General features: G+C 46.6%; 15 protein-coding genes and 2 pseudogenes. 8 read left to right on the top strand and 9 right to left on the bottom strand.

The genetic code is table 11. The features are described 5' to 3' along the window. Nucleotides 1-164: 164 nt before the first annotated feature. The 4 genes from AC08OG_RS11130 to AC08OG_RS11115 all read left to right on the top strand — a co-directional run bounded on the left by AC08OG_RS11130 (nt 165) and on the right by AC08OG_RS11115 (nt 2,852). Nucleotides 165-740, top strand: coding sequence for an antibiotic biosynthesis monooxygenase (locus tag AC08OG_RS11130; RefSeq protein WP_292399787.1), 576 nt, complete (start codon nt 165-167; stop codon nt 738-740). 74 nt (nt 741-814) lie between these two features. Then, on the top strand, nt 815-1,324 hold the full coding sequence (locus AC08OG_RS11125) for a DUF6653 family protein (protein ID WP_482929527.1): 510 nt from the start codon (nt 815-817) through the stop codon (nt 1,322-1,324). Nucleotides 1,325-1,733: 409 nt separating this feature from the next. After that, nucleotides 1,734-1,934 carry a hypothetical protein gene (locus AC08OG_RS11120; protein WP_482929526.1) on the top strand — a complete coding sequence of 67 codons (201 nt, stop codon included), beginning with the start codon at nt 1,734-1,736 and terminating at the stop codon, nt 1,932-1,934. A 48-nt stretch (nt 1,935-1,982) separates the two neighbouring features. Beyond that, nucleotides 1,983-2,852: a phosphoribulokinase gene (locus tag AC08OG_RS11115; protein WP_292399778.1), complete on the top strand. Its 870-nt coding sequence runs from the start codon at nt 1,983-1,985 to the stop codon at nt 2,850-2,852. An 84-nt stretch (nt 2,853-2,936) separates the two neighbouring features. Here the strand turns inward: AC08OG_RS11115 and AC08OG_RS11110 are convergent. The 3 genes and pseudogenes from AC08OG_RS11110 to AC08OG_RS11100 all read right to left on the bottom strand — a co-directional run bounded on the left by AC08OG_RS11110 (nt 2,937) and on the right by AC08OG_RS11100 (nt 5,327). Next, nucleotides 2,937-3,865, bottom strand: a pseudogene (locus AC08OG_RS11110) (5-oxoprolinase subunit C family protein). Continuing rightward, complete coding sequence (gene pxpB / locus AC08OG_RS11105; protein ID WP_482929525.1) at nt 3,862-4,554, bottom strand: 5-oxoprolinase subunit PxpB; 693 nt, start codon at nt 4,552-4,554, stop codon at nt 3,862-3,864. Before pxpB ends, AC08OG_RS11110 begins: the two are co-directional and overlap by 4 nt. Then, a complete protein-coding gene (locus tag AC08OG_RS11100; RefSeq protein ID WP_292399768.1) occupies nt 4,554-5,327 on the bottom strand; it encodes a 5-oxoprolinase subunit PxpA in 774 nt (257 codons plus the stop codon). Before AC08OG_RS11100 ends, pxpB begins: the two co-directional genes overlap by 1 nt. Nucleotides 5,328-5,685: 358 nt before the next feature. Between AC08OG_RS11100 and AC08OG_RS11095 the strand changes: the two genes are divergently transcribed. Then, complete coding sequence (locus tag AC08OG_RS11095; protein WP_292399765.1) at nt 5,686-6,246, top strand: hypothetical protein; 561 nt, start codon at nt 5,686-5,688, stop codon at nt 6,244-6,246. A 29-nt stretch (nt 6,247-6,275) separates the two neighbouring features. After that, nucleotides 6,276-6,818, top strand: a complete 543-nt coding sequence (locus AC08OG_RS11090; protein WP_292399762.1) for a cytochrome b — start codon at nt 6,276-6,278, stop codon at nt 6,816-6,818. A gap of 69 nt (nt 6,819-6,887) precedes the next feature. On the opposite strand, the gene AC08OG_RS11085 is transcribed toward AC08OG_RS11090, so the two are convergent. The 3 genes from AC08OG_RS11085 to AC08OG_RS11075 form a co-directional block, all read right to left on the bottom strand. Next, a complete protein-coding gene (locus tag AC08OG_RS11085; RefSeq protein ID WP_292399759.1) occupies nt 6,888-7,880 on the bottom strand; it encodes an alpha/beta fold hydrolase in 993 nt (330 codons plus the stop codon). Nucleotides 7,881-7,950: 70 nt separating this feature from the next. Continuing rightward, nucleotides 7,951-8,406, bottom strand: coding sequence for a DUF4112 domain-containing protein (locus AC08OG_RS11080; protein WP_439503865.1), 456 nt, complete (start codon nt 8,404-8,406; stop codon nt 7,951-7,953). A gap of 279 nt (nt 8,407-8,685) precedes the next feature. Next, nucleotides 8,686-9,480 carry a metallophosphoesterase family protein gene (locus tag AC08OG_RS11075; RefSeq protein WP_292399753.1) on the bottom strand — a complete coding sequence of 265 codons (795 nt, stop codon included), beginning with the start codon at nt 9,478-9,480 and terminating at the stop codon, nt 8,686-8,688. A 199-nt stretch (nt 9,481-9,679) separates the two neighbouring features. On the opposite strand from AC08OG_RS11075, the gene AC08OG_RS11070 reads away from it, so the two are divergent. After that, a complete protein-coding gene (locus AC08OG_RS11070) occupies nt 9,680-10,462 on the top strand; it encodes a hypothetical protein (protein ID WP_482929524.1) in 783 nt (260 codons plus the stop codon). Nucleotides 10,463-10,473: 11 nt separating this feature from the next. Continuing rightward, nucleotides 10,474-10,764 (top strand): hypothetical protein, encoded by a 291-nt coding sequence (locus tag AC08OG_RS11065; RefSeq protein WP_292399748.1) that lies wholly within the window; start codon nt 10,474-10,476, stop codon nt 10,762-10,764. Between the two features lie 183 nt (nt 10,765-10,947). Here AC08OG_RS11065 and AC08OG_RS11060 read toward each other — a convergent pair whose 3' ends face one another. From AC08OG_RS11060 to AC08OG_RS11050, 3 genes and pseudogenes are all read right to left on the bottom strand, one after another. Beyond that, nucleotides 10,948-11,229: a DUF3240 family protein gene (locus AC08OG_RS11060; RefSeq protein ID WP_482929523.1), complete on the bottom strand. Its 282-nt coding sequence runs from the start codon at nt 11,227-11,229 to the stop codon at nt 10,948-10,950. 43 nt (nt 11,230-11,272) lie between these two features. Next, nucleotides 11,273-14,358 (bottom strand): annotated as a pseudogene (locus AC08OG_RS11055) (efflux RND transporter permease subunit). Continuing rightward, nucleotides 14,358-15,419, bottom strand: coding sequence for an efflux RND transporter periplasmic adaptor subunit (locus AC08OG_RS11050; protein ID WP_482929522.1), 1,062 nt, complete (start codon nt 15,417-15,419; stop codon nt 14,358-14,360). The pseudogene AC08OG_RS11055 and the gene AC08OG_RS11050 overlap by 1 nt, the downstream one beginning before the upstream one ends. Between the last annotated feature and the right edge of the window lie 3 nt (nt 15,420-15,422).

Raw genomic sequence — 15,422 nt, 5'->3', positions numbered from 1 at the left:
AGCCCAATAGTTACCTACGGAGTCTTTTGAATACTATCTACATAAGGTTTTCGTACCTTGTCTCTATAAGCTTCAACTGCAATAAAGTTTTAAAATAAACGTATGACTTGATATTTTGTTTGTGAAACATGTATCCGACAACTTGGTATTTTAGGAAAAATCTTATGCAACAAAATCGTGTGGATCCGTTAACCAATGGTGCGACGGCAGTTATTACCCATCAGGTTGCCAAGGATAAACATCCCGAATACGAAGCATGGTTAAATGAAATTGCTCCACATTGTAAAAGCTCGCCGGGGCATCTGGATCTGAACGTGATTCGGCCAATCGCAGGATTGACTGAAACGTATACGATTATTATTCGCTTTGATAACCAATCACATTTACGGGGCTGGATGGAATCGGCCAAACGCAGTGAGCTGATAGCCCAAGTTTCACCATTACTGGTGAAAGGCGATGATTTTTATATTAACAGCGGGCTGGATTTCTGGTTTACCCCTGAGCAGGCGAATACCAAAATTCCTATTCGTTGGAAACAGGCTTTGGTCACCTGGTCAGCTATCTATCCGCTGGTACTGATGTTGCCATTTTTGTTGCCACCCATTCACAGGTTGGGACTGCCTGATAATCATTATCTCGACACCTTGATCATTACCGGTATTGCGGTTTTGCTAATGGTGTATGTGGTGATGCCGCGCTACACCAAATTAATTCACGCATGGCTGTTTCGAGGTTGTTAGGTTTAGAAAAAGGATCTTGAGATCAAGAGGCTTCAAATGCTGGCTATTTTTCATTACCCCATCGGTACTATGAAATGACTTTAGAACGGAAGATTGCTGGGCTTTTTAAGCTTGATGATGACAACTGGATGAGGCACTCAAACCCCATTAGTGTTTGGACCCGATACTCTGTGCTTCCTGTTATCGTTCTCGCGTTCTGGAGTAGAGAGTGGATAGGCTGGTGGTGTTTGGTGCCAGGGCTGGCATCGCTTCTCTGGTTATTTTTCAATCCAATTCTTTTCAAAAAACCGAAATCTACCAAAAACTGGGCATCAAAGGCTGTTCTGGGCGAGCGTGTTTATTTAAACCGGGATATTGTTCCAATACCGGATAACCATAACACTCCGCTACACGCGATTCTTAATGGAATTTCGTTGGTCGGAGTACTGGTATCGGTCTGGGCGACTGTTTATTTCTCACTATGGGGCGCTGTATTAGGTGTTGCATTGGCTTATCTTGGCAAGAGCTGGTATCTGGACCGAATGGTCTGGCTATACGAAGATATGAAGGATAAAAACGAGCTTTATCGTAGCTGGGAGTATTAGGGCTTGAATCAAGTCACGAGGGACACATTCTAGCTCCCTCATAAATCCTATTATGAGGATTATCAATAACGCCAAAAACAGAATAAAACGAAATCTTCACTGCAAAAAAAAGATAGAGATATCGCTTTTTTTCCTCAGCTCCATCTCATCGAATATTATTAAATCTCACTTTGGCTAATCTAATAAAAAAGCCATCCAACCCAAACTGGCTACCTAGCTGATCACTCCATCCTGTGCCGTTATGAAATAGTCGTTAAGACTTAAGTCATAAATTTTATTTATACCGAACATAAATATTTATGCCTTTTATTTATTGCCTCTCTGGTCTAGATTAAAAAAACCAGAAATGACTGGTCATCAGTGACACGCTTTTCCGCCTATGGAATTGCAAATCGAAAGGATGAATATTTTGGCATTACTAGATCTGGCAACAGCATGTAAACACATTTCTTTTACGGTTGGTCGAGGCGTCATTACTGGCATGTTGGACGCCTCGAACTCAACCAATGTAAAGGGTAAACCCCAACATCAGCCCGATATCATTACCAATGATATCCTGGTCGATGCCTTCTCGTGGACCGGCTACCTAGCCCGGAAATTGATTTCGTAACAAATACAAATTCGTTTCCCAATGTTCACCACCAAGGAGAAGGCTTAAATGTCGATTTCCCATCCGATTATTGCCGTTACCGGTTCGTCAGGAGCCGGTACTTCAACCGTAAAACATGCTTTTGAAGATATTTTTCGCCGGGCTAATATCAAACCCGTCGTTATTGAAGGCGATAGCTTTCACAAATATACCCGTGAAGAAATGCGTGCTGAAGTCATCAATGCTGAAGCAGAAGGCCGCTCGCTGACCCACTTTGGGCCGGAAGCAAACTGTCTGGATAAATTGGAAAAACTATTCCAAACCTACTCTGAAACGGGTCGTGGCGAAAAACGTCATTACATTCATGATCAGTGTGAAGCCACCAGATATAACCAACCTCCCGGCACTTTCACCAAGTGGAAAGAAATCGATAATGACAGTGATTTACTGTTCTATGAGGGGTTGCATGGCGGTGTGGTGACTGATGAAGTCAATATTGCCCAGTATGCCGATCTGTTGATTGGTGTGGTGCCGGTTATCAATATCGAATGGATTCAGAAAATCAAACGTGACTGTGCCAACCGTGGCTATTCACAAGATGCCGTAGTAGACGTCATCCTCAAACGGATGCCAGATTATATTCACCATATAACACCACAATTTTCCCGCACCCATATCAACTTCCAGCGGGTGCCTCTCATTGATACGTCCAACCCTTTTGTGATGCGTGAAATACCGACCGCGGATGAAAGCCTGTGTGTTATCCGTTTCAAGAACCCGCAAGTGGCGGATTTTCCCTATTACCTGTCGATGCTGAAAGACTCGTTCATGTCTCGTCCCAACAATATCGTGGTGCCTGGCGTCAAGATGGGCCTGGCGATGGAAATCATTCTGACACCGTTTGTCGAAAGGATAATGGAGAAACGCAAGCGAGGTTAAAGATGCTGTAACGGTCATTGAGAGAACGTCTCAGGTGGGAATGTTCTGATTATGAAACGTTATGAATTTTTATCGACTGGATACTTACACACCAAAAAACCGATAGAAATAACGCAGTTTTTCCTGAGCTTCTTCCAGCGAAATCTGGGTAAATCTCACTTCGGTATAGGCTTGTTGCTGGGCCAGTAAAAAGGCATCAAGTACAAACAAGGTGCCAACTTTGGGATAGCCGCCCATGGTCTGACGATCTTTCAGCAAGATGATTGGCTGACCATCAGGGGGCAGTTGAATGGTGCCGTAAGGGATGCCTTCGGAAATAATGCCTTGCACATTAGGAATAATCGGTTCGCCTTCCAGTCTTATCCCCATGCGATCGCTTTGCGTCGAAATCCGATAGGTCCAGTGATAAAGCTTTTCCAGTTCGGCTTCGTCAAATTGATCAGTTTGTTCGTTGGGAATGACGCTGAGAATTAAAGAGCGCTGGTAATCGGGAATAAATAAGGGGGTACATGCGTTGTCAGTTTTGGTTTGTGTTGACTGCATGGCAAAAAGTCATCGGCTTTTAACGGATTGCCGTAACCGTCAATGCCGCCGATTTTTTCTCGCATGACCGTCGCGACAGAGCCAAAGCTGGGTTGTAACTCAAAACCATCCTGTATTGCCAGATAGCTGCGTATTCCTGAAGAGGCATGGGCAAAACTCAGTTTATCGCCCACCTTGAGGGTATGCGTCTGCCAGTTTTCAATGCGTTGGTTATTGAGAGTGGCGGTCATCTCGGCGCCGGTTATGGCAATATTGGTATTAGCTAATACTTCAAGTTGTAAACCACCAAAACATATCTCCAACGCAGGACTGTTAGACCGGTTATTAAGTAAGCGGTTTGCCCATAAAAAAGCATGTTCATCGGCAGCACCGCCGGGGGAGAGTCCGATATGTTGATAGGCAAAGCGACCCAAATCCTGTACCAGCGTTAAAATGCCGGGTTTGAGCACTTTTAAACCCGGCTGCGTCATTCCAGCTGGCCTCCTGCCAACAGAAATTCGGCTTTGCTGACAGAAACAAATTTCACTCTGTCACCGGGACGCACCGGGCATAATTTCGGGCTGTGACGATCAAACATTTTCATCGTCGTACGACCCAGAATATTCCAGCCACCGGGTGTACTGATCGGATAAACCGCTGTTTGTTGATCGGCAATGGCAACTGAACCAGCTGCAACATGAGGCCGTGGTGTTGTCAGTCTTGGTGTGGCGAGTTGATCCGAGACATTGCCCATATAAGCAAAGCCAGGTGCAAAGCCAATGGCAAAGATTTGATAAATGGTTTCACTATGTCGGTGAATAACGTCATCAATGCTGATTTGATGATACTCGGCAACATGTTGTAAATCAGGCCCCACCTCGGGGTGATACCACACCGGAATCTCAACAAGATTACCCATTTCGGTCGGGCTGATATTCAAGTTGGCGAGATGCTGCTGAATTTTATCCTGAATACTGGGGAAGTCATTTTTTCGTGGATCATAACAAAGCATCAGGGTGGTATAGCTTGGCACCAAGCCACGAATTTCTTCCTGAAATTCTTTTTGTAGCCGTTTGGTGGCAGCACGAATGATGGGTACCAGATCCGTATTTATCTGATCACCAAACCGGATTAACACGGCATCCGGTCCAGCATGTTCAATATGAAACTCGAGTTTCATCAGCAGCGATATAGTTTGTTGAAGGAGTTGCGGATATGTCGAACAGCCTTAACCGATTCAGCGTTATCACCATGTACACATAAGGTGTCGGCATCAAGCTTTAATCGCTGACCATTTCGGCTGATGACGCTACCTTCGGTGGCCAAGAGTAACGCCTGTTCAAGGATTTGCTGTTCTGAATGATAGACCGCGCCTTCCTGAGTGCGGGGGCGCAGTTGGCCATTATTCTCATAGGCACGATCAGCATAGGCTTCGAATAGTAATTTGATACCAAACTCTGCAGCAATCGATTCGGTTTTACGATTATCAGTGGAGGCCAGCACCATCAAGGGCAAGTTGCTATCGTAAGAGGTAATGGCCTCAAGTACTGCACGCAGAATATCGGGATCTCGCATCATATCGTTGTAGAGCGCGCCATGTGGTTTGACATATTCAACACGAGAATCATGTGCCCGGCAGATGCCATCTAAAGCGCCAATCTGATATTGCACCATGGAAATAATTTCCAATGGTGTGCATTGCATGCTGCGACGGCCAAAGCCAATCAAATCAGGATAACTTGGATGGGCGCCAATTTGTGTTTTGGCTTGTTTCGCCAACAGGACGGTTCGGGTCATGGTGACGGGATCAGAAGCATGAAAACCACAAGCGATATTGGCCATATCCACCAGGGGCATAATCTGTTCATCCATCCCCATAGACCAAGGCCCGAGACTCTCGCCCATATCACAGTTCAATAGCAGTTTTTTGATTGGGAGTTGGCGTTGGTTCATGGTTCAGTTGGTTCAGTAAATGAAACGGTAGGTAAAGGATACACCCTTATTTTAACGACAGTAATTTGTCTTGGTTAGCAGTAACATTCAATAGCAGGTATGCTTATTTAGAGGAATGGTTCCTGTGACACGAACTTATAAAAACCTTACATGTCACAGGTTTTATTCGTTTGGCAGCAGCCTCAAATAATAAGACTAAACCAGCGTGAGTGAGTGCTGTGTGTATGTTAGCCAAACGTTTGCAGACCCTAAGCAGCGAAATAGCAAAGGGTTATTTAAATGGAGAGAGTAGTAGACGTCCACCAGACGGTACTGTTTTCTGTTCGAAATAATTAATAATAATTGAGGGCAGGTGCTTATGGTATCTAACGATCTAAATAATAGCTCGACGCCTAACTGGGCCAGTATTCTTGGCGTAGTGGCGATCATGCTTGGTGTCTTTCTGACAGCAATGCATGGCACAGAGCTGATGAAACAATCTGTATTGACTTCAAATATGCCGGCATCGGGCGAAATGCCTGCGGCTGATTGTCCTTTAGGCGAACTTGATGAAGAAGGTATCACGCTGGAGCAGTGTGAATTCCTTGTTGATTACGTTCAAGGTGTTGCACAGGCGACCCCAGAGGGATTCCCGGGCACGATGATGACTCTGGCATTAATCGGTACCTTACTTGCGTTTGCATCAGTGATTATCGGTGGCGCTTTAGTGAACTATACCTCATGGTCTTCCATGGCAGCAGTGGTGGTATTTGCAGGACTGGCAATAGTTGATCTGCTGCAGTTTGCAACTGTGGTGAACGCGGGACCTATTTTGCGAGGCATGTATCTTTGGAGCATCCTGCTGTGGTTCATTCTGCATTTGATGTTACTGGTCGGAGCTCTTGCTGGTCGACATACCGAAGCGGCACGAATTGCCTGATTCTCACAAATAATTAATTGGAAGACATTATGCAAAGACAAGGTTTTAACAGAGCGGTCGTCGTCCTTCACTGGTTGCTGGCCGTATCCATCTTTTTTCTCTTCATTTCCAGTTGGTGGATGATGGGGCTACCTTTACCGTCTGAGGAGCTTCAATTCCGGGCTTTCCCGTTTCAATTGCACAAAAACATCGGCTTGACGCTGGTGGTACTGCTGATTGTGATGCTTTACATGCGATTTAAATATCCACCGGCTCCACCGTCTGCACAGGATATGACGCCGTGGATGCATAAATCAGCGATTCTGGCGCACATTGCCATTTACGGTCTGATCTTTTTTGTCTGTATCAGTGGTTATCTCTCTTCGGCGCATACCAAGTGGGATACCGTAGTGTGGTGGTCATTTACCTTGCCACGCATTGCTGAAGCCAACGAAGATATGAATGAATTCTGGGGTGAGTTACACACTTATTCAGCATGGATTCTGTTGGCATTAGTTGCTGTGCATGTCAGTGGAGCGATTTACCATTCGTACCGAAATGACGGCATTATCAGACGCATGATGCGTTGGTAAGAATTGCTGTAATGCAAAAATTGAAGGGCCGCTTTGCGGCCCTTTTTTTGTATCCGCCAACAGGGATTTTCATTGTCGGCGTAAGTTTTCAAGCAATGTCTGGTGAAATTTATCAGGCGCCTGAATTTGTGGCGAATGCCCCAACTCTTTAAAAGTGATCAAAGTGGCATTCGGTATTTGATCAGCCACTTGCTGGCTGATTTTTGGGTAGTTACCCAGCTCAGATTGTTTGTCTTTTGGTGCCAGGTTTTTACCAACCGCTGTATTATCCTGTTCGCCTATCAGCAATAAAGTTGGCACCTGCAGATTTTTAAATTCATACACTACTGGCTGAGTCAGAATCATGTCGTAGGTCAACGCTGAGTTCCAGGCGACAATTTCCTTTCCCGGGCCACGAAACATGCCGGCCTGCATTTCCACCCACTGATCGTATTCAGGCTGCCAGGTCCCTGCGTAATAGGTATTTTTTTGATAATTACGAATGCTCTCTGCATTGGTTTTCAGAGCATTTTGATACCAGCCATCAATTTCACGGTAGGGCACCCCTTTAGCCAGCCAGTCCTCAAGGCCTATGGGATTTACCATCACTAACTGCTGAACCTTGTCAGGATTTAGCAAAGCATGACGAGTGGCCAGCATACCGCCCATTGAATGGCCCATAACCGAGTAACGCTCAACAGCTAAATAATCAAGTAAAGCGCTGGTGTTGGCGGATAATTGATGAAAGCTGAATTGATAGTGCTCAGGTTTACTCGATTTACAGAAGCCGACTTGATCCGGTGCGATAACACGATAGCCATTCTCTGTCAGAAATTGAATAGTGCCTTCCCAAGTGGCTGCGCAGAAGTTTTTACCATGCAGCAGCACCATTGTCTGACCATTGGGTGTTTCAGGCTGAATATCCAGAAAGGCCATCTCAAGTGACTGACCTTGTGAATCAAACTGGAAATAGTCAACGGCAAACGGATACTCAAAACCTTCCAGCCTCGGACCGTAATTATGTTCCGTGGCCAGAACCGGCAGGGTGAACATCATCAAAGCGATGCAAAGCAGGCGAGACATAAACATTTTCTCCATAAACAGGATCGAGATCGATAATGGGTATCGATGCGAATACCCTCAGTTTTTGACTCTAGCTGTTTATAGCTGCTGCAATCAAACCAATTATCCAGCCAATCAATGCGATCATCAGAATCAGGATGCCCAGTAACACGGCAATAAAGACAATGTTCTCCAGCAGCGATTTTCGATAAACCTTTTGTGGCTGTTGCTGATAATCGTTCAGCAGCGTCGCATTGCGTTTATTCGCTTTCCAGACAAAATCAAATATGTCACCAGCAAACGGAATAGCACCCAGAACGGTGTCGATCATCATATTGATGATCATTCTGCCCAGAATCATTCGTGGTACGCCTATTTGGTGAGCTTTGTAGATGATAACGCTGGATAACAGCCCGCCTATAAAATCGCCGATGCCAGGAATCAGACCAATAAAGCCGTCTAGCCCGATTTTATAGCCACCCGGAAGGGTAATGCTCTCATCGAGAAACCAACTTAAACGTTCGACAAAGCGACTTTTTGTTTTCATGATTCGATATCCTTATTTTAGTCTTGTTGATAATACGCATATTTTAACGGGGGTTTAAGCTTGACCAGTTCACCATCAACTTCTGCTACTTCAACAAAGGCTGCTGTTCTCATGCAGTAAAGTGGTTAGCATACTGTAATTCAATTGCCAGTCTGCCATCTTTTCCGACCGCCGCAATCTGGGAAAGAACTTGTTATTTCAGGCACTCACGCGGTAATTACCTTATCTGCACAGCCAGCTTATTTATTAACAAACTCTGTCAATGAGTCGGGCCACTGATTACTGTTCATACCAACCATCGCTCTGTTTAATAAATGATTGCTTGGTGAGATAGGTAAAATCACCCTTTGACCAGTGATAGCGAGAAATCAGTATATTGCTCGGATCACCCTCTAGTAGATTAAAACTGTTGGGGAATCCCGGTAATAAACGGTCGGAAGTCGTTGTTCCGGCATGAGAGACAATAATGCCACCGTGAACATGGCAATAATCCAGATGTACATGGCCACTAAGAATGATATCCGGGCCATTGGCCTGAAACGCTTGGATAGCTTGTTCAGATCGACCAATCAAGCCACGATGTTGATGCCCGGTAGGTAACCAGAAAGGATGATGTGCCACCAGAATCTTGATTTGCTGGGGTGAGGCGGATTCAAAAAACGCAGCGATCCGTTTGATTTGCTGGGCATTGATACGTCCTTGGGACCAATCCAGCGAATTGCCTACTCTTCTGGCCGTGTTGATACCGATGACTTTATATGTCTCTGTTTCAGTTGTTGGTTCCAAATCTGCAGCAATAAAGCGTTGCCATTTTTTCCAGGGGTAGAGAAACCGTTCATGCAGTCGGTATGTACTTAAATCATGATTGCCGGGGATAATTAAATAAGGGGCAGAAAGCCTTTCAAGAAAATTAGCGGCCTGAATAAACTCGCTGGTTTTAGCTCGCTGTGTCAGATCCCCACTGATGATAATCAGCTCTGGGGACAATTCAGTTATTTTCTTTTCGAGTGCCGATATCACTTCGGGTATCAACCGGCCAAAATGTAAATCCGAAATATGTAAAATTCGTTTCATACACAACCTCTGGCTGGTGGCGGGGGGCTATTAAGACATTGCTTAACACCTGACATTTTTAATTGTCCTGACTTCTGCCTTCCTAAGCCTTAATGTAAAGCAATATCATCGCAAGAAGTAATTTAAGTACTTGTCTTTTATGGAAAAGTAACTTAAAAGGAAAGTTGGAATTATTTCCAGCGAATTTCAAGGAGGGGGGATGAAACAGCTTAAAAGGGTTATTTTCACCGTTTTTTGTTTTAGTTTTATGACGACAGTTCAGGCCAATGATTTCGATATCGTCGGCCTGAAATTAGGTATGACCTTTGAAGAAGTAGAAAAGACGCTGCTTGGTTATGGCGCGAAACAGGAAAGTATCCAGCAGCAACATCAATATTTTCAATACCACGACGGCGCTGAACTCCACAAAACAGAGACTTTTCTGCATAGCGTAACGGCTGGAAAAGAGGTGATGGGGGAAAAAGGCCGGGATCAGGATAGCTTCATTGTGAATTTTTCGCCGCCACCGGAACAGTCTCGGGTTGTGGCGATTACTCGAATTGTCACAACACGTAATAATCCCACGACAGTAGGCCAATACATGGCGGCCCTTAACGATAAATATGGAGAAGCTCAGACGATAGGGAGTCGTCTTGTCTGGTGGTTTCCAGAGGGGAAGCAGAGTTGTTATTCCGCCACCAATCTGGTGATGTCGCCAGATATTGACCAGATTATGAAAAGTATCTTTTTATCGAGTGGGAACCAGTATTTTCTGGATCGGTTTCAAAATACCAAGCTCACCAGTATTGATGACTGTGCTGGTTATCTCGTATATGAAATGGGCATGTTACAACCAGATGCGCCTGCCAATAGAGTCACTGCCACCATGATAGATGCACCGACGTGGGTGAAAGCTAACCTGAAATCGATGGAATGGGTTGAGAAGCTAAAAACCGAAGCAACTGAAGCAAGGTTGGCGGGTAGTAGTAAACCTACTTTATAAGGAACAAGCAGATGAAAAAAATACTTATTATTAGCCTACTTTCTCTTTGGATGACAGCCTGTGGTTCAGGGCTGGAAGGCACTTATGCTGATGATATTGGCATCTATAACTACACCTTTGAACCGAATGGCAAAGTGATGATTCGTGAAAAAGGACAGATGCAGGAATATGAATATCACGTTGATGGTGACCAGGTATTCATTGAGTTGAGCGAAGAGGATGAGGAAGTCCTGGTGATTAACGATGATGGTTCGCTGTCACCTAAAGGCTTGAAAAATGTTTATTTGATCAAGCAGGAATGACTTCGGTCATTTAATATTGCACTCTTAAAAAGGCGCTTTTTTGCGCCTTTTTCTGTTTAATCATCTGGAGTTTTTTATCAATTTCCGTTTAGCTAAACTGCTTGGTTTTATTCTTTTAAGTTGGATAAATTGATATTGACTCTCAACCATAGTGACGAAACATTTTTTGTTTAATAAATTTTATTAGCCTTCTATCCTGCCGAAATTACTGACAGCTTGCTGCCAATAGATGATGTCACGGCCCACTGCCTCGGCCAATCCAGCGAGAATGAGAGGTATGAACGACTCATTGACAATCAATTCGTATTGAGAACGCTTGCGCCTTCCCGAAACCTGCTCAGCTACACTGAGTCCTTGATGCTGGCCATGACCGTAAACTGTATAGGAGGTGAAACCGACTATCTGCTCAATGGAAAGCAGGTAATCAACCAGATCTTCCTCTAGTTCCGGCGCAACATTGAGCATCAGTATGCTGATTTCCTCTTTGATATGTTCAGGGGGGACGTGTTCATACGCGGTCTCCAGGGTTGTTAAGAGGACGATGAAATGCCTTATAAATAATTGGAAGCATGAAAAGGGTGAGCAGGGTGGAACTGATTAGTCCACTGATGACCACGATCGCCAATGGGCGTTGAATCTCTGATCCTGGACCGGTAGCAAGCAGCAGTGGTACCAGGCCGAAAGCACAGATCGTAGCAGTCATCATCACCGGACGTAGCCGTCGCAGTGCGCCTTCCGTTACCACCGTGGCAATATCCAGTCCTTTGGCTCGTAATTGATTGAAGTAGGTCATCATCACCACGCCGTTCAATACTGCAATACCCAGCAGGGCGATGAAGCCCACCGATGCTGGTACAGAAAGGAACTCACCTGTCACCCACAAACCGATCAGTCCGCCTGTCAGGGCAAAGGGAATATTGGACAAAATGATCAGCGTCTGTTTGATGGAATGAAAAGTCAGAAACAGCAACAATGCGATCAATGCAAGTGCAAGCGGCACCACAAGCATTAGTCGCGCGGCTGCTCGTTGCTGATTTTCGAACTCACCGCCCCATTCCAGACGATATCCATCCGGCATCTCGAAATTATCTGCGATCAGCTTCTGTGCCTCTTCTACAAAGCCCACCAGATCCCGTTCTGCCACATCGGTGCGGATAACGCTGAAACGCTGACCGGATTCACGGGAAATCAGAATAGGTCCTTCGACACGTACCACACGTGCTATCTCTGAAAGCGGAATCTTGCCGCCTTCAGGCAAGTCAATGAAACTATCATTTAAATGTGCCAGACCATCACCTTCAATGGCTCCATAACGCAGCATGAGAGGAATGCGTGCACTTCCTTCAATGACATTGCCAATGTTGACACCTTCAATCTCAGCACGCAGCCGGAGCTGCAGTGCATCAGCATCTAATCCCAGCCGCCCTGCCATAATGCGATCGATGCTCACCTGCAGATATTGAGATCCCTCATTGAGTGTGGCAAAAGTATCAATGGCACCCGGAATGGTTTCTACCTGCGTGGCGATCTGTTGCGCAAGGGTGTTAAGGGTAGACAGGTCGGGGCCAAACAATTTGATAGCGACATCACCCCGCGAGCCGGTGAGCATCTCGGATACACGCATGTCGATCGGTTGTGTAAATCCATAATTGAGGCCGACGAAACGTTCCATTACCTCCCGAAGACGCTGTTCAAGTTCTGTCTTGGTGGCGACACCCCATTCTTCAACGGGTCGCAACTGCAGGAATATATCAGTCTCGTTCAGTCCCATAGGATCCATGCCCATCTCATCAGAACCGATACGAGAGACGATGCGTGCAACCTCCGGTACCTCTTTAAGAATCGCACGTTCAACCTGACGCACGATGCGAGTGTTCGCTTCGAGGCTGATCGAAGGAATTGTCTCCAGCTGGATGAGGATATCGCCTTCATCCATGGTGGGCATAAAGGTTTTGCCTACCAGTGGAAACACCACAAAGCTGGCTGCCAGCAAAACGCCTGCGGCACTTAAAACCAGGACGGGGTGCAGCAGTGCTTTGTGCAACAAAGGCTTATAGGTTTTTGCCAGAGTCCGGCTCAGCCAAGGCTCAGCATGGGCATCAGAGCGGACAAGGAATGATGCAATGACGGGAATCAGAGTCAGGGATAACAGCAGCGATCCCAGTAGGGCAAAGACGATGGTTAAGGTTACCGGACCGAAAAGCTTTCCTTCCAGCCCTTCCAGTGTCAGTAGCGGCAGGAACACGATGACAATGATGATAATACCGGAAGCCACAGGTGCCGCTACATCACGCACTGCACGGTAGATAATATGCAGGTGTGGCAGTCGGCGTGTGCCGCGCTGATGCGCGAGGGATGACACAATGTTTTCGACGATCACGATGGATGAGTCGACCAGCATGCCGATGGCGATAACCAGCCCCCCAGGCTCATCAAATTGGCTGACATTCCCATCTTTCCCATCATGAGAAAAGTGAACAAGGCGGATAAGGGCAGGATGATAGCCACAGTGAGAGCGGCACGCACATTGCCAAGGAACAAACCAAGCAGAATGATAACCAAAACTACAGCTTCCAGAAGGGCAGAGGATACCGTACCTACGGCACTTTCAATTAGTACAGTACGGTCATAAAAAACGCTGATCTGTGTGCCTTCTGGTAAGGTGTCTTGCAACGCCTGAAGCCTGGATTTAACGCCTTGTACAACTTCACGGGAATTGGCGCCACGCAACCCGATAACCAGGCCCTGCACAGCTTCTGCTCCACCATCCGCCGTAACTGCGCCATAGCGCTCCATACTCCCAGTGGTGATACGTGCCACTTCGGCTAGCGGAATGCGATCACCCTCAGCGTTGACGACGTAGGTATTGCTGATGTCTTCAAAGCCGTTAATCGCCCCTTCTACACGAACCAGAATGACTTCCTCTCCCTGGTCGATCCGTCCGGCACCATCATTTTTGTTGTTGGCCCTGAGTGCGTCGGCGATATCCTGCAAGTTAACACCCATTGCTCTCATGGCTTCACGAATAGGTTTGACTTCATAGGTGCGCACAAAGCCGCCGAGCGAGTTTACATCAGCAACTCCGGGCACGTTACGCAGCGCCGGACGAATGGTCCAGTCGAGCAGGAAGCGCTTTTCCTCCAGTGTCATGGATGGATTGTCGATGGTAAACATAAACATGTCGCCCAGTGGTGTGCTCATCGGTGCCAGTCCACCGCTGATGCCTCCGGGGAGATTGTCCCAGACATTGCTGAGCCGTTCGCTAACCTGCTGGCGCGCCCAGTAAATATCCGTACCGTCCTCAAAATCCAGTGTGATTGAGGTGAGTGCATACTTGGATATAGAGCGCAGCATGGTTTGGTATGGAATACCCAGTAATTCTACTTCCACAGGTTGTGTGATAAGCGACTCAACTTCCTCCGGAGTCATACCCGGCGCCTTGATGATGATCTTGACTTGTGTTGGCGAAATATCGGGGAAGGCATCAATAGGTATATTGAGCAGTGCACGACCACCAAAACCAATCAACAATATTGACAGCAATAAAACCAGCAGACGCTGACTGAGGGACCATTGAATAAGTGAAGACAGCATTATTCAGCTCCACCCAAACCGAGTTGAATCCCCTTGAGAACAGCGGTGCCCTGAATGGCGATCTCCTCGCCAACCGCAATGCCTTCGGATGCCAGATAGTTAGCGCCGATGGATTGTAGTTCCAGAGTACGTGCTTCAATCCCTGCAGCTGTTCGTACATAAATTATCGTTTCACCGCCGGTATGCACGACCGCACGGTCAGGAATGAGCACACCATTGTCGACCGGTGGCAGCACAATAGATAAGACCTGCCCCGTGGTGAAAGAAGTATTGGTGTTAAACTCCGCCAGCAATTTAATCGTCTGATTACTGCTGTCGATGACCAGATCCTTCTGGCGCAACGTCAACGTCTCGCCACTATTGGCAATACTCAGCTGATGGCCAATCTCCAATGCTTCTGCTGCTTTGGCAGGAATATGAGTGCTGACCCAACGGCGAGTACCTGCATTCAGCGTAGCGATGATTTGTCCAGCCTCTACATAGCTGCCGACGTTATACATGCGCTGTGAAAGGACGCCATCCTCCTGCGCCACCAAATAGAATTCTCCCAGGCCCGAACCCTGATTGCGCAGCGCCTCTAGTTTTGCGCTATCGAAACCGCCTTGTGCCAGATGTGATCGCGCAGTACGTTCAGCGAACGCGGCTTGTTGCTTTAGCAGGCGGGTTTTTGTCAAACGCTGTTTGGAGATAATGCCATCTTTGTATAGAGACTCGTCTTTGCGCAGTTCGAAGTCGGCTCCTTTCAGAGCGGAGACGGCATCTATCCAGGTATTTTGCAGGGGCAAGATGGAAGGGCTACTGAAGGTGGCGAGAATAGTGCCCGCACTTGCACTCTGCCCAGGTATGAGATTCCATGAAACAAGTGTACCGGCCCAAGGAGTTGTCAGGCTTGCTGCACTGTCCGGTGAGTTGACGACTGTCGCGGCATATCGTGCGCCGGAGCTCGTGTCCACTGGTATGGCTGGAGCAAAGACAATCCCCATCCTGGTTACATCTTCACTGTTAATAGGCACGATCTCCTGAGCACTCAGAGATGCGGAAAAAATTGCCAAAACAACCACAAT

Source organism: Methylophaga sp. F7 (genome assembly GCF_056863975.1).
The sequence above is the reverse complement of the archived record's forward strand: the minus strand, read 5'-3'. Positions and strand labels throughout refer to the sequence as shown.